The organism is Mucilaginibacter calamicampi (genome assembly GCF_042676765.1).
GTDB lineage: Bacteria > Bacteroidota > Bacteroidia > Sphingobacteriales > Sphingobacteriaceae > Mucilaginibacter > Mucilaginibacter calamicampi.
In genome coordinates this window covers 23303-43601 of the sequence record NZ_JBHTHU010000018.1, presented here as the reverse complement: position 1 = coordinate 43601, position 20299 = coordinate 23303, and the positions used below count along the sequence as shown (strand labels likewise).

General features: G+C 42.5%; 21 protein-coding genes. 4 read left to right on the top strand and 17 right to left on the bottom strand.

Annotation, left to right across the window (positions count from 1 at the left end; translation table 11 throughout):
* Positions 1–81 precede the first annotated feature (81 nt).
* Positions 82–1122 (bottom strand): carboxypeptidase-like regulatory domain-containing protein, encoded by a 1041-nt coding sequence (locus tag ACFQZS_RS13550; RefSeq protein ID WP_377101095.1) that lies wholly within the window; start codon positions 1120–1122, stop codon positions 82–84.
* 324 nt (positions 1123–1446) lie between these two features.
* Here ACFQZS_RS13550 and ACFQZS_RS13545 point away from each other — a divergent pair, with 324 nt between their 5' ends.
* Entirely contained in the window at positions 1447–1809 is a 363-nt protein-coding gene (locus ACFQZS_RS13545; RefSeq protein WP_377101093.1) for a hypothetical protein, read from the top strand.
* 13 nt (positions 1810–1822) lie between these two features.
* Here ACFQZS_RS13545 and ACFQZS_RS13540 read toward each other — a convergent pair whose 3' ends face one another.
* The 3 genes from ACFQZS_RS13540 to ACFQZS_RS13530 all read right to left on the bottom strand — a co-directional run bounded on the left by ACFQZS_RS13540 (position 1823) and on the right by ACFQZS_RS13530 (position 3187).
* Positions 1823–2296, bottom strand: coding sequence for a molybdopterin-dependent oxidoreductase (locus ACFQZS_RS13540; protein ID WP_377101091.1), 474 nt, complete (start codon positions 2294–2296; stop codon positions 1823–1825).
* A 91-nt stretch (positions 2297–2387) separates the two neighbouring features.
* Positions 2388–2735 carry a winged helix-turn-helix domain-containing protein gene (locus tag ACFQZS_RS13535; protein ID WP_377101089.1) on the bottom strand — a complete coding sequence of 116 codons (348 nt, stop codon included), beginning with the start codon at positions 2733–2735 and terminating at the stop codon, positions 2388–2390.
* Positions 2735–3187 (bottom strand): VOC family protein, encoded by a 453-nt coding sequence (locus ACFQZS_RS13530; protein ID WP_377101087.1) that lies wholly within the window; start codon positions 3185–3187, stop codon positions 2735–2737. The genes ACFQZS_RS13535 and ACFQZS_RS13530 overlap by 1 nt, the downstream gene beginning before the upstream one ends.
* Before the next feature lie 136 nt (positions 3188–3323).
* Here ACFQZS_RS13530 and ACFQZS_RS13525 point away from each other — a divergent pair, with 136 nt between their 5' ends.
* Positions 3324–5708 (top strand): DUF5686 family protein, encoded by a 2385-nt coding sequence (locus ACFQZS_RS13525; RefSeq protein ID WP_377101085.1) that lies wholly within the window; start codon positions 3324–3326, stop codon positions 5706–5708.
* Between the two features lie 50 nt (positions 5709–5758).
* Here ACFQZS_RS13525 and ACFQZS_RS13520 read toward each other — a convergent pair whose 3' ends face one another.
* Genes ACFQZS_RS13520 through ACFQZS_RS13510 form a run of 3 tightly spaced genes read right to left on the bottom strand, consistent with a single transcriptional unit; the run spans position 5759 to position 10024 of the window.
* A complete protein-coding gene (locus tag ACFQZS_RS13520) occupies positions 5759–6451 on the bottom strand; it encodes a response regulator transcription factor (RefSeq protein ID WP_377101083.1) in 693 nt (230 codons plus the stop codon).
* Positions 6452–6454: 3 nt separating this feature from the next.
* On the bottom strand, positions 6455–8101 hold the full coding sequence (locus tag ACFQZS_RS13515) for a sensor histidine kinase (protein ID WP_377101081.1): 1647 nt from the start codon (positions 8099–8101) through the stop codon (positions 6455–6457).
* Between the two features lie 9 nt (positions 8102–8110).
* A complete protein-coding gene (locus tag ACFQZS_RS13510) occupies positions 8111–10024 on the bottom strand; it encodes an alpha/beta hydrolase family protein (RefSeq protein ID WP_377101079.1) in 1914 nt (637 codons plus the stop codon).
* A gap of 145 nt (positions 10025–10169) precedes the next feature.
* Here ACFQZS_RS13510 and ACFQZS_RS13505 point away from each other — a divergent pair, with 145 nt between their 5' ends.
* Positions 10170–11978: a tetratricopeptide repeat protein gene (locus ACFQZS_RS13505; RefSeq protein WP_377101077.1), complete on the top strand. Its 1809-nt coding sequence runs from the start codon at positions 10170–10172 to the stop codon at positions 11976–11978.
* 21 nt (positions 11979–11999) lie between these two features.
* Positions 12000–12302 carry a DUF4286 family protein gene (locus ACFQZS_RS13500; protein ID WP_377101075.1) on the top strand — a complete coding sequence of 101 codons (303 nt, stop codon included), beginning with the start codon at positions 12000–12002 and terminating at the stop codon, positions 12300–12302.
* 183 nt (positions 12303–12485) lie between these two features.
* Here the strand turns inward: ACFQZS_RS13500 and ACFQZS_RS13495 are convergent, their stop codons facing one another.
* The 10 genes from ACFQZS_RS13495 to hemL all read right to left on the bottom strand — a co-directional run bounded on the left by ACFQZS_RS13495 (position 12486) and on the right by hemL (position 20229).
* On the bottom strand, positions 12486–13334 hold the full coding sequence (locus ACFQZS_RS13495) for an OmpA family protein (RefSeq protein ID WP_377101073.1): 849 nt from the start codon (positions 13332–13334) through the stop codon (positions 12486–12488).
* A gap of 17 nt (positions 13335–13351) precedes the next feature.
* Positions 13352–14014, bottom strand: a complete 663-nt coding sequence (locus tag ACFQZS_RS13490) for a DUF2461 domain-containing protein (protein WP_377101071.1) — start codon at positions 14012–14014, stop codon at positions 13352–13354.
* On the bottom strand, positions 13992–14399 hold the full coding sequence (locus ACFQZS_RS13485; RefSeq protein ID WP_377101070.1) for a DUF983 domain-containing protein: 408 nt from the start codon (positions 14397–14399) through the stop codon (positions 13992–13994). The genes ACFQZS_RS13490 and ACFQZS_RS13485 overlap by 23 nt, the downstream gene beginning before the upstream one ends.
* A 6-nt stretch (positions 14400–14405) precedes the next feature.
* On the bottom strand, positions 14406–14681 hold the full coding sequence (locus tag ACFQZS_RS13480; protein WP_377101068.1) for a hypothetical protein: 276 nt from the start codon (positions 14679–14681) through the stop codon (positions 14406–14408).
* A 58-nt stretch (positions 14682–14739) separates the two neighbouring features.
* Entirely contained in the window at positions 14740–15279 is a 540-nt protein-coding gene (locus tag ACFQZS_RS13475) for a CopD family protein (RefSeq protein WP_377101067.1), read from the bottom strand.
* Between the two features lie 77 nt (positions 15280–15356).
* Positions 15357–16388, bottom strand: a complete 1032-nt coding sequence (hemE, locus tag ACFQZS_RS13470; RefSeq protein WP_377101065.1) for a uroporphyrinogen decarboxylase — start codon at positions 16386–16388, stop codon at positions 15357–15359.
* Positions 16389–16488: 100 nt separating this feature from the next.
* On the bottom strand, positions 16489–17010 hold the full coding sequence (locus ACFQZS_RS13465) for a tetratricopeptide repeat protein (RefSeq protein ID WP_377101063.1): 522 nt from the start codon (positions 17008–17010) through the stop codon (positions 16489–16491).
* Positions 17010–17714, bottom strand: a complete 705-nt coding sequence (locus tag ACFQZS_RS13460; RefSeq protein ID WP_377101061.1) for a response regulator transcription factor — start codon at positions 17712–17714, stop codon at positions 17010–17012. Before ACFQZS_RS13460 ends, ACFQZS_RS13465 begins: the two co-directional genes overlap by 1 nt.
* Before the next feature lie 199 nt (positions 17715–17913).
* On the bottom strand, positions 17914–18783 hold the full coding sequence (locus ACFQZS_RS13455) for a sensor histidine kinase (RefSeq protein WP_377101059.1): 870 nt from the start codon (positions 18781–18783) through the stop codon (positions 17914–17916).
* A gap of 78 nt (positions 18784–18861) precedes the next feature.
* The gene (hemL, locus tag ACFQZS_RS13450) at positions 18862–20229 is read right to left on the bottom strand and encodes a glutamate-1-semialdehyde 2,1-aminomutase (protein ID WP_377101057.1); all 1368 of its coding nucleotides are present in this window, start codon (positions 20227–20229) and stop codon (positions 18862–18864) included.
* Positions 20230–20299 lie beyond the last annotated feature (70 nt).

Here is a 20299-nt window from a genome sequence, read left to right as displayed (position 1 = left end):
ACTCAATGTATTATCAAGTTGTCAATAAATATTAAATCTATCCATGTTGCGCAATGCATAAATCAGTAAAAATAAATGATTTTACTTACTTGTGTTTGACAGCTGCTCTGAAGGCTCAAAATCAACAGGTAACAGCTCACTTACCCGTTGCCCGCCCATTCTACCACTCCATATAAGTTGACTATTGTTATAACTACCTGGAGTTAGCCGCAAATCTTTAGTCCCGTTTTCAAAACTTAGGTGAGACTCATTACCGCCGTTGTACTTAATAATCATACAAGGAAATTCCAAAAAGTGATTTATGCCTTTCACAAGGTTGATAGTGGATGTGTCGCTTAATAATTGTTCTCTATTCGCTCTTATATTATTAAAGGCAAAATTTGTGTTCGCGTAGCCGTAAAAAAAATTGTTTCCTTTCAGATCGTTAGCCCATACCGAACGTAAAAAATGCATCCTTGATCCATAATAGGCCTTATCGCGGGCCTTGAGGATTGTTTTTATCTCGTCGGGTGGTAGGGCCAGCGTGTCCTCCGCAAAAAAATAATCCCCTTTATATGATGTTTTCTTAGGAGTTGAACTTCGCAAATATGAAAAAGCTGACAGAAAACAGGTGATGTTGTAGCCCAGTTTTTTATTGTGAATGATCAAGGGCTGGCTTGCGTTAGCAGCTAAAGTTCTTGTTTTTCTGTTATAAGTAAATTTGATAACTTCCGGGTTGACTATTGTACAATCTTCATCGCGCGAACCGATAAATTGGGTTATAAATATTTTCATATACTTTGCCCGGCTCTTGTCGCCAATAACCACCTCGCGTAGAACCTGGTTACGTGGGCTTAATTTTACAGCCAGGGTTTTACCGTTGTAATTATTTATTGTATCTGATTGATAACCAACGTAACTTATTATCAATGGTATTGTGCTTTCGCCAGTGTTTAATGTAAACTCGCCCTGTGCATTTGAGATTGTGCCTTTAGACAAGCCCTTTAAATAAACGCTGGCATTTGAAATAGGGCTGCCGGTTATAGCATCAACCACCTTACCCTTAACTGACTGCGCGTTAACAACAGGTGATATCAATAAAAACGCGGTAAAAAAACACCCTATCAATAATTGCTTCTTCATTTATTTAACACCAAAACATTCTTTAATCTGATTGGTAATTGGTTTGACCGGCACCAATCTACGAAAACTTCGTAACCAAACAAGGGTCAAATATTTTTTTACACGCTAACGCCATCTCTATCCGGCAAAAGCATTTGAGCTGTTACCCTTTAATGCACCGCCGGTTTTTTCTAATCCCGAACAAAACGTGCCTGATTTGAAATAGCGGTTTATTAAGGGCGACGGAGGAGGATCATAAAAAATTCAAAATATTTTTACGTTTTATATCTTATTGTATTATCTTTAAGCAAGTTAACCACTTATAGACCCCCTAATCTTTTCTCAATGAAACATTTTATACTATTATTAAGCGCAGCATTTATTTTGCTGGTTGCACCCGCCGCCCACGCGCAGCAAAAATCCCGAAAAATAGAAGGAAAAATTGTTAACGGACACCAACAACCTGTAGGTGGAGCAGTAATTATGGTATATGGCAGTTACGATGCTATTTTGAGCGATGGCAGTGGTGCCTTTACGCTTACCCTACCTACTGATAGGGTTGCTTACGTAAGAGTTAGGGTTAAAGACGACGAAAATATAATCAAGGTAAAACCCCATGACAAAACCATTAATCTTACTTGGGACAAAGCTGCAACCGCTGCCACGCTTGTTAACCTTGTGGAAATAAAAACGAACGGAAACTTGTAGTACCCACGACCAATTATTTAGCGAAAGCAACCTTTAACGCGGTAACCTGTCTTATACTTCTGGCTGCTTTTTTCTCGTCTGGCACAATAATTCTGAAATGGCCTTCGGTTGCGGGCAAGGCGTTTCCATCCACGCTATCAGCCAGAATTATCTGCTTGTCAGTAAATTCCTGGTCCAGTTCAACCAACGCGAAGACAACTTTGTAACCGTCTGCCGCCTCAGCCATAACATATTTGGTAAGGTTTTCCCCTCTTAGGGCTGCTCCTAATGTTACACCCGCTTTTTTTAAAATATCTGTCAACGCGACGCCCGAGTAAGTATGTTGTTTACCGCTTTTATCTTTATAAACTACTGAAACCAGCTTGAATTTTTGGAATTCGGCTTTGTCTAGCGTGAAAGGCGTAGCCACTTCTCCGGTCACCTTAACAGATTGCGCGCTTGCTAAAGTGCCTACCAGAATAAAAAGAGTCAATAACAGTTTTTTCATCGTTATATTTTTAAAAACATAACGCCAAGATAGGCAAAATTTATCCGGGTGAAAACCCTGTGTCAATCATTTTAAAATTAGTGCTAAACGATTAATGAAAATCGATAATTCCGCTGTTTTGCTTTAAAAATTCAGCAAGGCGGCCTTGCATCTTATGAAATTCCTGGATGAGTTTAAGCCCTTCATCTGTAACAGTTGCCTTACCCCCACCCTTGCCGCCGCGCTGCGAGATCACTATTGGCTCTTCGAAATGCGAATTGATATGATGAATAAGATCCCAGGCTTGCTTGTATGACATTTTCATTTGCAGCGCGGCCTGCCTGATGGAGCCGGAAGCATGTATACGCTCCAGCAGCTCAACGCGGCCGTGGCCAAGCACCTTTTCGCCGTTCACCTCCAGCCATATGCGGCCGTTCAAATTAAATTGAGGGTTTGCCATTATTTCTTTCCCAACTCCTCCGCCAAACCAACCAAAAGCCCGTCTGCACTGCGCAGGTAGCAAAGCTTGTATACGTTTTCATAGTTAACAATTTCACCAACCAAATTAGCGCCCTTGCTGATCAATCTTGCTACCAATTCATCAATGTCCTCAACGGTAAACATGGCGCGCAGGTAACCAAGCGCGTTAACCGGTGCCGCCCGGTGATCTTCTATAACAGCAGGAGCAATAAAGCGGGAAATTTCGAGCTTGCTATGGCCATCGGGGGTAACCATCATGGCCACCTCAACGTTCTGATTGCCAAGTCCGGTAACTTTACCGGCCCACTCCCCTTCTATATTACCCCGCCACTGCAATTCAAGCCCTATCTCGGTAAAAAAGGCAATAGCGTTATCAAGAGATTCTACAACAATACCCATATTGTCCATCCGCAGTAGTTTGTTTTTTGCCATGATACTAATTTTTTTTCCGGTTATAATTTATGTCCCTCTATCCAAATTTACGGTATTTTTTCAATGGTAATTTAAGGCCGGATAATATTGTAGGGGCCATTTAAAAACATATACGCAATACATAGGTTAACTACAAATGCGTTGGCGTATTTGGTTTTTTATTGGTTTTTTATTGATGTGTTTAAGGGCCGCGGCGCAAACGGTGGTAACCGGGCAGGTTGTGGATGCGGCTAGCGGGCAACCACTGTCTGCAGTATCTGTTAGTTTTGGGACAAACGGTTCAGGAACACGTGCTGATTCGGTAGGGCGGTTTAGGTTATCCGCTAACGGAAGTTTTACGCAGGTAGCTTTTTCGCATGTGGGATATTTACCTGCCGTTAAAACAATAGTGCCGGGGCAGGCAAACCGGCTGCAGGTACTGTTGGAGCGGGATGTGGCCGAGTTAGAAGGAGTAACAATTAGTTCGGGCAAGGGTGGGCGCTACAGAAACAAAGGCAACCCCGCGGTTGAATTGATACAGAAAGTTATCGATCATAAAAAAGAAAATCGTTCGGGAGAGTACCTGCAATATGAGCAGTACGAACGCATGGGGCTGTCTCTGTTTAATTTGCCGCCAAGTTTAGTAGAAAGTAAGTTTTTTAGTCAATACCGGTTTATGCTGGATACCGTGCAGGGGCAAACCTTTTTGCCGGTGTTGCTGGAAGAGAAGTTGTCTGACGTATACCGCAAACAAGCCGTACAGAAGGCTTACAAAGGGGTTAATATTTTACAGTTTATTGATACCGCTGGGGTTAAACTCTATGTTAACCAGTTATACGGGCACCAGATAGATATTTATGAGAACAATGTATTTATCCTGGCCAACCAGTTTTTAAGTCCGATAGCAGATCATTCGCCAAATTATTATAAGTTTTTTATTACCGACACCATTGATAACCAGGTACAACTCAGTTTTACACCGCGGTACAAAGGCGACCTATTATTTGAGGGCAAACTGAGCGTCAGCCTGGATGGGCATTACGCTGTAACGGCTTGCGAACTGCGGCTGAACCGGCAGATCAACGCGAATTTTGTGCGGAGCTTTGATGTGTTATTGAATTTTGCGCCGCAAGGCGATGGGCGTTACCTGCTAACGCAGAGCAGCGTAAAGGCAGATTTTGGATTGACCAAAAAAGGCTGGGGCATATTTGGCGACCGCACCGTAGTGTACCGCAATTACCGTAATGATCCGGTACGGACAATCAGACCCGCCAATGGCTTTGATACGCTGAGCAAGGGAACGGCACAGGTTTATGCCAAGCTGTATAAGCTGGAACAAATGCCATCGTATAAACGGACGATGTGGGGGCTAACAACCCTGACATCCGGCTATGCCGACACAGGGCCGGTACAAATTGGACCGTTGGCCCAGTCCCTGTCATTCAATGCCCAGGAAGGACTGAAGCCCGAAATTGGATTCAGGACGACACCTAAGCTGGACAGCACCGTTTATTTTGAGGGTTTTTTATCCTACGGCATTAAGGACCACCAGATAAAGCGCAACTTGACAACCTATATCTCATTAAATAAGGTAGCGCCTTACCGTTTCCCGAATGATTATTTTAAGGCGAGCTATTTGTATGATGTGGATGTACCGGGGCATACTTTCTCGGTGACCAACAGATCTACCACTTTGTCATCGCTTCAAATTGGAAGAACGGATTACTGGCTCTATAGCAGGATAATTCAATTTGAATATGTTAAAGACTTTGAAAACCATTTTTCTTACCGGGTAGGTTACAAAAACTGGCAGCAATCCCCGGCAAAGGCCCTGGTTTTTCAGCTTGATAATGGTACTACCATTCCCAGCCTCACCACCAGCGAGGTCAACATACATCTGCGCTATGCCCCAAACGAGGAAATCATACAGGGCGCCCGCAACCGCCACAGCATCCATAACCCCTATCCTATTTATGATCTGCAATTTAACCGTAGCATTGGTGGTACTTACAGCTATACCGATTTCGGCATTAATATTTATAAAAGGTTTTATTTTTCGCAGGCGGGTTTTGCAGACGTTACGCTATTAGGCGGTTATGTGTTGGGTAAAGTGCCTTTCCCGCTGCTTAACATCAGCCCTGCTAACCAATCGCTGGCTTATAAAAGGGATTCCTATAATGCCATGAATTACCTTGAATTTGTGAGCGACCATTATGCCGGCCTTAACTTTACCCACACCTTCAATGGTTTCTTCCTCAATAAGATTCCGCTGATAAAACGCCTTAAATGGCGTGAATTTGTATCAGCCAAAATATTATACGGCGGCCTGCGTGCCGAGAACGACCCGGCGCAAAGCAAAGATCTGTACCGCTTTCCTGCTGCGGTGTACGCCCTGGGCAATACGCCTTATGTTGAAGCGGGCGTGGGCATAGCCAATATCTTTAAATTTTTCAGGGTTGACCTGATCAGGCGCTTTAATTACCTGGACCACCCTAATGCACGGGAGTATGGGATAAAATTCAGCTTTCAGCCGGAGTTTTAAAACAAAAAAGGCGCTTCATAAGCGCCTTTAATTATATCGTTAAACAAGCGTTACGCCTGGTAAGCAAACTTATACCCTATCCCCCGCACTGTTTGCAAATACTGCGGATAATCAGGGTTGGTTTCTATTTTTTTACGCAGGCGCACAATGTGCATATCCAGCGTGCGGGTGTTTACATCAGCATTGTAGCCCCAAACTTCCATCATCAGCTCTTCGCGGTTTATTACTTTGTTTTTGTTCTTTAAAAAGTAAAGTAATATACGGTTCTCTAATATGGTCAGCTCTATTTTACGGCCATCCTTCACCAGCAGGTGGGTGTTAGGGTGGTGCTCCATATTAGCGAAACTGTAGGTTTCAGATTTTTCATTATTAAGCTGAAATTTGATCTTATTATCTATCAGCGCCACCAGCACATCCATATTAAATGGTTTGGTAATGTAATCAGACACGCCAAAGCCGTAAGCGTCAATCTTGTCAATATCCTGCTGTTTGGCTGTGGTCATTATTATCAGCTTATCAAAGCCTTTGGCTCGCACATTAGCGCAAACTTCTGATCCCTGTTTACCCGGCAGCATCCAATCTAATAAAACTATATCCGGCTGTTGCGAAATAATTATTTCTTCGGCATCGTCGCCATTGCTGGCTTCTAAAACCTTATATCCTTCTGATTCCAGGCGCTCAGCCACTAAAAAACGCAGGTTTTCATCGTCTTCAACCAGCGCTATTTTAATCTCTTTGTTCATGATCTAATTTTCATACGGCAGCGTTATGGTAAATTCCGATCCTTCGTTAACCTTGCTTTTAACTATAATGGTGCCGTTCATAAAATTCACCAGTTCTTTGCAAAAAGCTAAACCCAGGCCTACGCTTCCGTTTTTGTTATATTGGTTCTCTAATCTATAAAATTTCCTAAAGATATTGTTTAATTCACTTTTTGGTATGCCAATACCATTGTCAATAAACGAAAATATAATATTACGCTTTTCTACACTTACATTTATAAAAAGCGTTTTTTGTTGCGGGTGCGAGTATTTATACGCGTTCTCCATCAGGTTCTGAAAAATACTCCCCAATAAAACCGCGTCGGTCTCAAAATATTGCGCGTTCTTAATTTTATAATCCAGCTTAAAATCGGGGTATTTAATGGTAAAGGTATCAATATAGCTTTTTACAAAATCAGTTACGTTTATCTTATCTTTTTTGATCTTTATTGATTTGTTTTCCAGTTGCGTAAACGATAGCAGTTTATTCATCAACTCGTTCAGCTTATCTGCTTCTTCATCCAATATCTTGCCGTAGTGCTTTCGTTGCCGCTCGGTCAATTCGTTATCGCCCCGCAGGTTTGAGCCCGCAATTTTTATTACGCTTACCGGTGTTTTAAACTCGTGGGTAAAGTTGTTTATAAAATCATACTGTAGCTTAAACAGCTTTAGGTTTACGTTAAGGTTGCGATAGATGAGCCATCCTATCAGCACAAAAAAGAAATAAACCAGCACAATTATGCCACCAGCGGGTGCAAACCGGCGGTTGGCTTCGGCCCGTAAATGGCTTCTTGAGGTTTTGAAATAGAGTTTATAGTCTGACATTGCGCCAGACAATGCAACCTCATCTGTTAATACCTGTGTCCGGTCAATATCCGGCGGATCATAAACAAATTGCTTGATAGAAATATCCTCGTACAGCTCAGGGTTGGTATTTATTATCCTGAGGTATTGCGGATCAAGGTAAAAAGTAAACATGTTCTGCTTGTAATAAGCAGGCGAATAACCGCTCCTTTGCAGATCATGATAAACTTTAAGGTCTTCGTTATTGGGTATATTTAAAAAGCTGACCTTTCCGGGCCGGGTTAAATAAAATTTAGCCTGATCTTCATTACGTGCACCGCGCGAGGTATCATAAGCGGCTATATAATCACTCAGCCTGTCGGCCATCTGCCTAAAATCGTTCTCGTTTATGGTAGCCTCGTTCTTTTCGGCCGGCACCCTTTGGCCGGGCGGGTAATATTGATGGATGGCGTTAAACCTCATACCCAGGTTGTTCGCCTTTTTTTTTGAGCTGGGAGGATTGCCCACCGTAATTTGAAAGAAAACTATTTTACGGACAAAGGAAAAATTACTGAAAATTGTATCGGCATACTCCAATGCCAGGACAGAATCAAGCGAGCCGCTGTAAGAAGTTATAATGGGTATTCTGTTTTTATAAAGATCGTTATACGGGTTTACAAAGGTTCTTTCTGCAACCCGGTTTTTCTTGGATGCAAAATCGTTCTCTACGTTTTGGGCCGTTATCTGGTACGCCACATACAGCGCGACAAAAAGCGTTACCGATACCAGTATTAAAAAAGCTACTATCAGCGAGAAATTTTTCCGGTAAGAGGTGTTGGGGGCCCGCATTACACAAGCTTACGGTTTAGCCAGCATATTATCATGCAGAAATTTTTCAATTTTCTGATACATCTGCGTTCTGCTGCTGTCTGATGATCCGGACCGTCTTTCCTTGTTACTGCTGTTATATTCAACCGGTACATTACGACGACGCAAATTGCTGATGTAATGGCTCATTTCGCTGGTATTTAAGCTTTGATCCATGCCTGCCTGAAAAATAATAACAGGCGACTTTACCTTGCTATGATTAAAAACCGGCGATATAGCCTTTAATCGCTCCGCATCTTTTTCCGGGTCGCCAAACATTTCATATCGCCGCTGCATAATAGGCTTTAAAAACGATGGCAGCTCTTTTACATAGGTAAAAGCGTTTATAGGCGCGTCAATTGCTACGGCGCAAGCATATTTATGCGGAAAAAAAGACACCCCATACAAGGCCGAGAAGCCGCCAAAACGGCGCCCTACTATGGCTACTTTGGCCGGGTTGGCAATTTTATTCTGAATAAGCCAGTTTACACCATCCAATATATCCTGTTGAATTTTTCCGCCCTGTTCTTTAAAGCCGCTGTTACTAAACTCCTTGCCATAACCCGATGAACCCCGGTAATTTACCTGTAGTACGGCATATCCCCTGCTGGCAAAAAACTGCGTTTCGGCCTTGTATCCCCATTGATCTCGCTGCTCAAATGGCCCGTCGTGCGGCATCACAATTACAGGTAAATTAGTTCTATCATTGCCCTGCGGATAGGTAACATAACCATTAATAACCAAACCATCTGTAGCATGGTAGCTTATTGGTTCCATCGCGCACATATCCTCAGGGTTGGGTTTTGGGTTGTCATTAAGCTTGCTTAGCTTATTTTGCTTGCGCTCATATAAATAAACCGCTCCCCTGCTTCTGTCCCTGGATGCTGTCACAATAAATTTCTGCTCGGCAGTATCCCTGCTTGACAGGTTTATCTCGCTACCAGCCAATTGCGCGCTTACATCCTGGTACACTTTTCCCAAACCTTTATCAAAAAAATGCTTTTTTGGCTTATCTTCTTCCCAGGCAACAGATTCAATACGGTGCTTGCTTCTTGTAAAATCAACACGTTGCATATCGGCCTTATCGCTGGCGTAAACAACGCGCTGTTCCTTGCCATCTTCGGCATTAATTTCAACAATTGCCATTTTATCCCTGCCCACGTTTGACGAGGCGTAGAAATAATTTTTTACGCCACTAAATATTATAGGGCGCACTGAATTGCGGAAATTGTTTTTAATGATCAGTTTAAACGGGGCACCCTCGCCGGAACGGTAAAAAATGCTTTCATCGGCACCTTCGGTAGCTTTAGCCAGACGTATGCTTCCATCAGCTTCAACAAACCACTCTGTTATATTACCCGGGTTGGTTAAATAAAGTTTTGCTTCGCCGGTTTTTAAGTTAAGGTTATATACGTCGCTTTGCGCCGAGTCCGCAGTGTTCATTGTGCGCTTGTTCATTGTAATGGACAATACATCGGGCGTAAGGCGATTGGTATTTAATATCCACGTTCTAACTTTCGGTTCAGATTTAAACAACACACTTGTTTTTAAGGTCTGCACATCAAGCTTAAAAATTTGGTGCGGCCCTTTAGCGCTAAAATTTTCTATGCTAAACAATATCTGGTTATCAAACGTCCAAAGATAATCGCCGCGTACGTTACCATCGGTGTACGAAGTAGCTTGCTCTTCGCTTCCGTCTTCCAGTTTTTTTATAAACAGATTTTGCTTGTCGTTATAGCGTTTCAGGTAAGCAACATATTCGCCATTAGGAGAAATTTTGAAATTGGTTTTCTCTGCCGACGTGAAAAAATCGCTCACAGGAATACCATCCGCCTTTTTATCCTTGCAACCAGAAAAAGCGATCAGTAGATAGAATAAAAGTAAAAGTCTCCGGCTCCTTATCATTTGTATTTTACTTCAAATTATAGCAGCTTAAAATAATGAAATATGTAGCCGTGTTTTTCTTTGTCACCACAATTTTACCCTTACAAGGCGTTACTAAATGTTAATTCGCAACACATCAACAATATAAATAATTAATTTTAACGCTATGAAACGCTTTTTAGGATTTTTATTTGTGGTTTTACTTTGCTCTGCAAGGCTATTGGCCCAAGGCAATGAGTTTGCGCTGGCCCGCCAGTATACAGCCAATGGCGAGCCGGAAAAAGCCCTTGAGCTTTATGATAAACTATACAAACAAGATGCCGAGGCGTATTTTTCATTTTATTTGAACACTCTTTTTGAACTGCAAAAATTTGATATTGCCGAAACCGCGGCCAAAAAAATGGTTAAACAATATCCTAAAAATAACAAATATGTTATTGCATTGGGTGGTGTTTACACCAAAAAAAATGAAAAAGAAAAGGCGAATTTGTTATATGATGACCTAATAAAGGGCATACCCGCAAACCCGAGCGAGATAAGTAATGTGGCATCGCAATTTTACCAGGCGGGCAATGTTGATTATGCTATTAAAACCTTTTTACAAGGGCGAAAGAAGATAGGCAAAGACGAACTTTTTGCCAACGAACTGATAACGCTGTACCGCTATAAACGCGATAAAATAAATATAACAGAAGAGTTTCTTAATTTTTTACCAACAAACGCGGGCTATTTGGGGCAGGCGCAATACACCTTGTCAACCTTGTACGAGGGCGATGAGGATTACGACATGTTGCGTACAGCTCTTTTAAAAAGGATACAAAAGGACCCGCAGCAGATCATCTTTATTAATATGCTGACGTGGATGTACATGCAGCAAAAGGATTACGACCAGGCACTTAACCAAACCCTGGCGCTTAGCCGCCGCACCAACAGCGACGGCGGTGATGTTTACGACCTGTGCCGCACCCTGGTAATTAACGAAGCCTATGATGCTGCCATACGCGGCTACGAATTTGTTATAAACAAGGGTAAAACCCAGCCATGGTACACATCGGCAAAAATTGAGTTAATAGATGCTAAGAATCTGAAAATAACCAGCGGCAAATATGTTTTTAACGACCTGGTAGGGCTGGAAAAAGACTACCTGGATCTGTTAACCGAACTGGGCCGAAACTCATCAACCGTATATGCCATGCAAAGGCTGGCAAAGCTGGAGGCATTTAAATTGCACAAGCTGGACGACGCGCAGAAACTTTTAGAAGAAGTAGGTAAAATGCCCAACGTACGTGCAGAGCTGGCAGCTTCCTGCAAGCTGGATCTGGCAGATATTTACTTGTTAAACAAGCTGCCCTGGGAAGCTACATTGCTATACAGCCAGGTAGAAAAAGACAATCCCAATACCGCTATGGGTCAGGATGCCAAGTTCAGGAATGCAAAATTTTCTTACTACACCGGCGATTTTGCCTTTGCTAAAAGCCAGTTAATGGTATTGAAATCAGCAACCTCGCAGCTGATAGCTAATGACGCGTTGAACCTGTCATTACTGGTTACTGATAACCTGTCGGCAGATAGCGCAGGCAGCGCGTTAAAAGTATACGCAAAAGCAGATCTGTTAATATTTTCGCAGGAGCCGGAGAAGGCTATGGTTGTGCTGGATAGCATTAATGTTTTGTATCCGAATAATATCCTTACTGATGATATATTGATGTCTAAAGCAAGGATATATATTCAGCAAAAAAATTATACCGAGGCCATAGTTCAGCTTAAAAAAATATTTACAGAAAACCCAACTGAGCTTTGGGCTGATGACGCGGTTTACATGCTGGCCGATATTTATGATAATCAGTTGAATGATAAAGAGCAGGCTAAAACTTTGTATCAGAAAATAATTACTGATTACCCGGGCAGCCTTTGGATAAATGATGCACGCAAACGCTTCCGTATTTTACGCGGCGACAACACAGAGAACCTGTAATATATTCCCTACTTTTGCGGCATGATCGTGTATAACGAAACCGTAATTGTAGATGAAGCCATACACAGGCAATGGCTAAGCTGGATGCAGCAGGAATATATTCCGCAGGTAATGGCTACCGGGCATTTTAAGCGCTTTACCATTTTAAACGTACTTGATTCGCCTAACGAAGGGGTAACCTTTTGTATACAATATTTTGCGGATAGCAGGGAGAACTACAACAAATTTGCAGCTGTGCATCTTCAGCAATTACAAGCGCTCCACTTTCAAAAATTTGAAAATCAATTTGTGATGTTTAATACGCTGATGAAAGCGGTGGATTAAGATAAAGTATTAAACAAGAAAGGCCTGGATTTTATCCGGGCCTTTTGCTTTTATTGCTAATTAACTCCTATGTCATCTCGACCTAAGGAGAGATCTATACACACGCTAAGCACGGCGGAATATCAATGTATAGATTTCTCGCTGTTGCTCGAAATGACACAGTTAAGTTGTATCTCTATAAACTTACTTCGTTATCAAATTATATAACTCATCCAACTTCGGACTCAATACAATCTCTATACGTCTGTTTTTAGATAATGCTTCAGGGGTGTTGGCAACGTCAACCGGTTGAAACTCGCCTTTACCTGTAGCCGTTAACCTTTTCGGGTCTATCTTTTCTACTTCGGTTAAATAACGGGTTACTGACGTAGCGCGCAGCACACTCAGGTCCCAGTTGTCTTTTATCTGCCCCAGGTTAATTATCTTTTTATTGTCGGTATGGCCCTCAACAGCCATGTTAATATCCGGCTCTTTTTGCATTACCAGCGCCAATTGCTTTAAAGCGGCTTTACCACGGTCATCAATAACTATACTGCCTGATGGGAACAGCAACTTATCAGTTAAGGATACATAAACCTTTCCGTTTTTAATATCAACAGAAAGCCCATTTTGCTGGAAACCCAATAAGGCTTTTTGCAGTTTATCCTTCAGTGCATTGGTTGCTTCATCACGCTTTTTCAGGATGTCTTCTACCTCTTTTAAACGCTGCTCGCGCTTTTGCAGATCTGAAGATAACTGGCTAACCCTTGATGTTGACGAATTATAACTGGTATTCAGCGCTCCGTACTTATCGTTAAGCGTGTTGTAATTTCCCTGTAAAGCGGCAATATCCCGGCGCAGGCCTGCAATATCGCGGTGTAGTTTCGCGGTATCGCCTTCTAAACGGACAACCTGATCTTCAAGGGTGCCGGTTCGGGTAGATAATGAGTCGCGCTGGGCCAACAGGCCTTTGTATTTTTTTGGCGATAATACAACGCACGAGTGCAGTGTTGTTGCTAAAATGGTCGCCAAAACAAAATACTTTATCTTCATACTATTAAGGTTATGTGTTAAACAATTGCGTTGCGTAAAAAAACATTAAGCGGATAGATCTTGCTGCATATAGCAGTTATCTTTTCTACCAGGTCCGCTTTCATCAGGTCCTTATCTTTTAGCTGGTGCCAGGCTATAAAACTTTTCAGTTTTAACAGTTCAATATTTTCATTGTCAGCGCTATAGTCGCGCGGCAGCGTTTTTAATTTATCCTGATCTCTAAATTTACCGAATAATTTAACAAAACCGGCATCGTCTACTATGGTTTTCAGGTCGTGCCCGTTATAGTCTATTTCCTGGCGTATGGCTTTAAGGTGGGCCGCTTCGGGCATCCAATAGCCACCGGCAATAAAAGATTTTCCGGGCTGCACCTGAAAATAATATTCTGCTCCGCCCGCCTTTACCCCGGTAGTAGGTAAGCTTATGCCAAAGTTATTTTTATAAGGGGTTTTGTTTTTACTGAAGCGTACGTCGCGGTAAATGCGCAGCACGCATTTCTTAGGGTCGAGCTCTATCGATACAGCCGGATCAATTTTGTGCATTTCTGTTATCAGGTTACCGGCAAAATCAATAACATTTTCGCGGGCGGCATCATGGCGTTGCTTGTTATCCATAAACCACTCGCGGTTGTTATTATCTGCAAGTTCTGCTAAAAACTCAAATGTTTGCTTTTGTATCATCAGTATCCAGGTAGGGTTGATAACGTATTTTAGGCGACAACCAATATAATAATAATACGCGTGATGCCCTGAAAATTACCGGCCCCAATAAAACACACCCTCCAATTATAACGCCTATATATAACCAGGGCGACGTGGTATTATTGGTAAGCAAATACGTTATGAGCGCTAAAGTAGCAGATAAACCAACGTTTAAAGCATAACTAACATACATAGCCGCGTAAAAATAGCCGGGCTCTATCTCAAAATATAAATTGCAATGGGGGCAGTTAAGATGAATTTTGTTGAAGCCAAGGTTGTAAACTCCGCCGCTAAACATATCGCCCCGGCGGCAACGCGGGCATTTGGCATGCAGCATTGCCCACAGTTTTGATGTGTTAGCCATAAGCTATTAGTTTAAATGCAGCTTCTCGTTGCGCATTTCCATAGGGATATCCTTTTTACGGTATTTTTTGTACCATATATAGCCAACTACAGCCACAGCCAGGTAAGGTGCCGCTAAAAGGTACATTATGCCATTATTGAGGCCGCTGGTTGCACCACCGCCGTTAGCATTGCTGGTTTCAACTGTAGCGCTGCACATGGCGCATTGCGCGTTGGCTTGCGTAACCACAAATACCAGTAAACCAAGTGCCAGGAATGTAAGTAAAACTTTAGAGCCTTTCATTGCTGCAAAAATAACTATTTAATAATGAAAACGATGGCTTGGCCATTATATTACAAGCCTATTTCTTTTCGCGGAAGTGCTTGTAGATCTTTACCGCGCACATTAATACAATGGCGAATGCCACTATGCCCACAACACCGAATATCCAGTTAAGTGAGTTTTTTAATACCACCAAAAAAACTATGGCAAAAAGAATCAGTGTAGCCAGCTCATTCCATAAACGTAACTGAATTGATGACCATTTATAAATACCCTTTCGCATCTGCAACATTTTATGCTGGCAGATGAAATGGTAGGCAATTAAAACAGCAACAAAAGTTAGTTTTATGTGCATCCAGGGCTGTGTTAACCATTCGCTTAAACATAGCATAGCAATACCCGCTGCCAGCACCAGGTACATGGACGGTGTGGCTATTACCCACCACAATTTACTTTCCATTATTTCAAACTGTTTAGAAAGGATGGTGCGGTCCGGCTCGGGTTTGGCTTGCGCTTCGGTGTGGTAAATAAAAAGGCGCACAATATAAAACAGCCCCGCCATCCAGCAGACTACAAAGATGATGTGTATGGAAAGGATGTAATAGTAATATTGGCCCATGCCCCCTAACCCCCTAAAGGGGGAACTCAAAGTTTAAAAATTTTCTATTCAATGCCTAACCCGCCATTGTTCCCCCTTCAGGGGGTTAGGGGGTACTCTTTTATAACCTCTACCGCGTACTTCACATTATCAAACGGAATATCGGGCATAATGCCGTGACCCAGGTTGAAGATGTAACCATTCTCACCTTTCATGTGCTCAAATAAGCGGTGAATACGCTCCTTAATTACTTTTTTATCAGCATACAATATATGCGGATCTAAATTGCCCTGCACGGCTACTCCTTGCGGCAAACGCTTTTTCATATCCAGCAGGTCAACGTTCCAGTCGATAGAAATAACATCGGGCTTAGCCTCTGCCATTAGCGGTGCAAAAACTGAACTTCCTTTACAGAATGATATAACCGGAATATCTTTTCTGTTTAATTTGCTGATGATCTCAGTGATATATCTGTGCGAAAACTCTTTATAATCATCCCATGCTAAAGCCTGCGCCCAGCTATCAAATATTTGTACGGCATTTACACCGGCAGCTATCTGCATATTCAAATAATCGGCCGTAACCGTTGCAATTTTTGATAACAGCTGATGCGCCATTTCCGGCTCATTATGTAGCATCAGTTTAGTGCGTTTAAAATCTTTTGATGACCCACCCTCAACCAGGTAACTCATCACAGTAAATGGCGCGCCTGCAAAACCAATCAGCGGGATGCGGCCATTCAACCGTTGCTGAATTACTTTGATGGCATCGGCAACGTATTGCAATTTATCAATGCAATCCACATTTAAATTATCAATATCAGCCTTGGTACGTACAGGGTTGGCAAACCGCGGACCAATATTAGCCTCAAAGCTCAGGTCGCCGCCCATGGCTTCGCCGGTTACCAATATATCCGAAAATAAAATGGCTCCGTCAATATCCAACAGATCAACCGGCAGCATAGTAACGTCTGCGGCAATCTCCGGCGTTTTGCACATTTCTAAAAAGGAGTACTTGTTCTTTATCTCCCAGTATTGCGGCATAAACCGCCCTGCCTGGCGCATCATCCATACGGGTGGGCGTTCGGTTGCCTCAGAAAATGCTGCTTTTATTAATAGTGAATCTCTCATTTTTTGTCTTCAACGTCATGCTGACTTTGTTTCAGCATCCCACGGACAGGCTAACCCGCGTAATGGGATGCCGAAACAAGTTCGGCATGACGGTTATTCTTTATTTCTTATCCAGCTCTTGATGAAGTTTCTTAATTACTTCCTTCATTTTGGCTGTTGTCTTTGCTTCGTGCTGATCTGTTAGCTGTAAATAAGCTTTCGCTTTTTCAAAATTACCTAAACGAATGTTAATATTGGCCACATGCACCAGTGCCGCAACATGGTCATTTGCCGACCGCAACGGATATTGAGCCGCTAACTCGTAATGCCTTCCTGCCTCTTCAAAATCCTGCCGTTGCAGCTTAATGCCGCCCATTATAAACTCGTAAAAACCGCGGCGCTGTTTGCTTAGCCATTCGGGTTTGCCTATTTGGCTTAGTAATCCTTCGGCCCGGTCGTAATTTTTATTATGGAACGCTTTGGCTGCCATAATAACCGTGCCTTCTTTAAAGTAGCCATATATCAGCAAGCCTATAAACATCACAATAACGCCTACCAACTCGTAAACCCGCCACTGCAATGCAACCGCCAATAATACTAAAAATGCCCCTGTAACAAGTATGCGTGCCCGGTTGGTAAACATTAATGCTGATCTGTGAATTTATAGCCTACCCCACGTATAGAGTGAAAGTAAACCGGGTTTTTCGGATCGGGTTCAAAATATTTACGGAAGGTTAGGATAAAATTGTCAATGGTGCGGGTTGATGGATAAACATCATAGTTCCACACGGTTTCCAATATCTGCTCGCGCGATACAGCCTCGTTACGGCGCTCTATCAGCAGTTTTAACAACATGGTCTCTTTTTTGGTAAGCGGCGTGATAGATGCATCGCCATTAACCAATTCAAACGAGTTAAAATGGATGGTTTTATCGCCAATTTTATAGCTGTTAAACTCTTTCAGGTCATCGCCTTTTAAGCTGCGTTTTACCAGGTTGTTAACGCGTAAAATCAGCTCTTCCAGGTTAAAAGGTTTGGTAAGGTAATCGTCCGCGCCTTTCTTCAATCCGGCAATTTTGTCCTCGTTGGTGTTTTTAGCGGTAAGGAACATAATAGGCACCTCTGAGTTTTCCAGCCTGATGGTTTCAGCAACCACAAAACCGTCAATCTCCGGCATCATTACATCTAATATAACCAGGTTAAAACGTTCCTCTTTAAATATTTGTAAAGCTTTTTTGCCATTATTGGCGGTTGATACTTTGTAGCCTTCAAGCTCAAGGTTAAGCTTTATAGCCTCTAAAAGATGATCCTCATCTTCGGCTAACAGAATTCTTTTTTTGGTTTGCATGTGAGTTGTGTTTATGCAGTAAATTTTTTCTTAACGTTATGCAGACCTTGTTTTGGCATCCCATACGCTAAGCGGCTTTGCTTGGTTTGTGAGGTGCTGAAACAACTTCAGCATGACAACTTTTTATCCCTCATAATCAATAATCGTGCAGAGTTACCAAAATTCCCAATTATCCCTGCAATCCCATTGTCATATCTTTTTACCCGAACACTACCTCAAAAATGCTCCCCACCGGGCGATTATCTTTAACCTTTATACTGGCTTCGTGCTTATCCAACACCTGCTTCACTATATACAAGCCTAAACCTGTACCTTTTGTATTTCTTGTATCTTCACTACCTACACGGTAAAACCTGTCAAAAATTCTAACCTTCTCGGCATCGGCTATACCAATACCGTGATCGGCCACTTTAAAATGTATGCGCCCATCCTTCGCAAACAGCTTAACCTCAACGGTTTCGCAGGGTTTTGAATACTTTATAGCGTTCTCTATCAGGTTGGTAACTACTGATGTAAGTGCAAATTTGTCTCCCGTTATTTCAATTTTTGGTTCAATTTCCGCATCAATTATCTGTTGGTTACCATCACATCTGGTTATTTGCAGGCGGTTAACAATGCTATCCACCAACACCGATAAATTGAACTTAGCTTTAGGGAACGTATACGAACTGTTTTCAATTTTTGAGGCCAGCAGCATGTTTTCTACCATATCGTCTAAGCGCTCAATATCCAGCAGAGATTTATCTATAAAATCTAATATCTGCACTTTTGTCAGGTCGCGTTTTTGGATGGTTTGAAGCAATAGCTTTATTGACGCCAGCGGCGACTTCAACTCATGCGTTACAGAAAGCAGGAAGTTCTTTTTCTGCTCCTGTAATTTACGCTCACGCGCCAATGATTTATGCATGTAAAACGCTCCCGCTAACAGCACCAAACCAAACATCATGCCCTCGCTCATGATCATGCCTTTACGCTCCGGCTGCATCTTTACCAGCATATATCCCCACCATACCAATTCGGCAACGGCGTAGATAATAATGGCGTAAAATATTACTAATGGCTTTTTCATTCAGGTTGCAGTATACAGTTCTCAGTTTGCAGATTTTTGCAGCCGGCTCACTGCCAACTGCTAACTACAAACTGCCAACTATTTTTTAAATACCAGATCTAAACTATCAAATATAGCTCTTTTTGTTTTTTCAAGGTCTATCTTGTTGTGGGCCGATGATATAAAGCCAACCTCGTAGCCCGATGGACCGAAATATATCCCCCGATTGATCAGCTCGCGGTGCATTACTTTAAATTTCTCCATGCTGGCCGGGTCAATTTCGTCGGCGTTGCTAATGCTTGCCTTATCAGTAAACGCGAACCAGAAGATAGAGCCGATGCTGAAAACTTTAAATTTATAACTACGGGCCGTGGCAAAACGCTGTATAGCATCTACAAATTCCTGCGTTTTGTTATTCAGGTCCTTATAAAAACTTGATTTAAGCAGTTCTGTCAATTGCGCTATGCCGGCCGCCATAGCCACCGGATTACCGGATAGTGTACCTGCCTGGTAAACACCGCCATCAGGCGAAACATGACCCATTATTTCGGCAGATGCGCCATACATGCCTACAGGTAAACCACCGCCAATAATTTTTCCGTAAGTAATGATGTCGGGTTTAATTTGATAATGCCCGGCAGCTCCTTCAAAGCCCACGCGGAAGCCTGAAATTACTTCATCAAATATCAGCAGCGCACCATTGGCGGTACATACATCGCGCAGGGTTTGCAGGTATTCTTTGCTTTGCAGCAATAAGCCATTATTGGCCGGTATAGGCTCAATAATAATCGCGGCTATCTGGCCTTTAAAATCAGCAAATGCTTTATTAAGGGCATCAACATCATTTAGGCCGATAACAATGGTCTCGTCTGCAAAAGACTTAGGTACACCGGCGGAAGATGTCTCGCCGAAGGTAACCAGGCCAGAGCCTGCCTTAACCAGTAATGAATCTGAGTGGCCATGGTAACAGCCCTCAAACTTTAATATTTTATCGCGCTTAGTATAACCACGGGCAAGCCTGATAGCCGACATCACAGCTTCTGTCCCCGAGCTTACAAAGCGCAGTTTTTCAATAAATTTATTGTTTTTAAGGATCAGCTCAGCCAGCTCGTTTTCAAGCGCGGTAGGCGCGCCAAATGACATGCCGTTCTGCATTACCTCTATCACTTTATCCTTGACCTTGGGATGGTTATGGCCCAAAATAAGCGGCCCCCATGAGCAGCAAAAATCAATAAACTCGTTATCGTCAGCATCCCACAACCGGCAGCCATCGCCTTTTTTAATAAAAAGCGGTGTACCATAAACCGACTTGAAAGCCCTTACCGGCGAGTTTACCCCACCCGGAAAAAACGTTTTTGCCTTAGCATATAATTCTGCCGATTTTTCCCTGCTGATATCCGGTTTGCCTGTTGTGCTTACCGCGACATCCTCATCCCCCGAAAACATTTTTTTTATACTGTCTAACATTTGCCCCCCAACCCCCTAAAGGGGGAGTTTACATTTCTATTTATTATTTATTATTACCCGCCATAGTTCC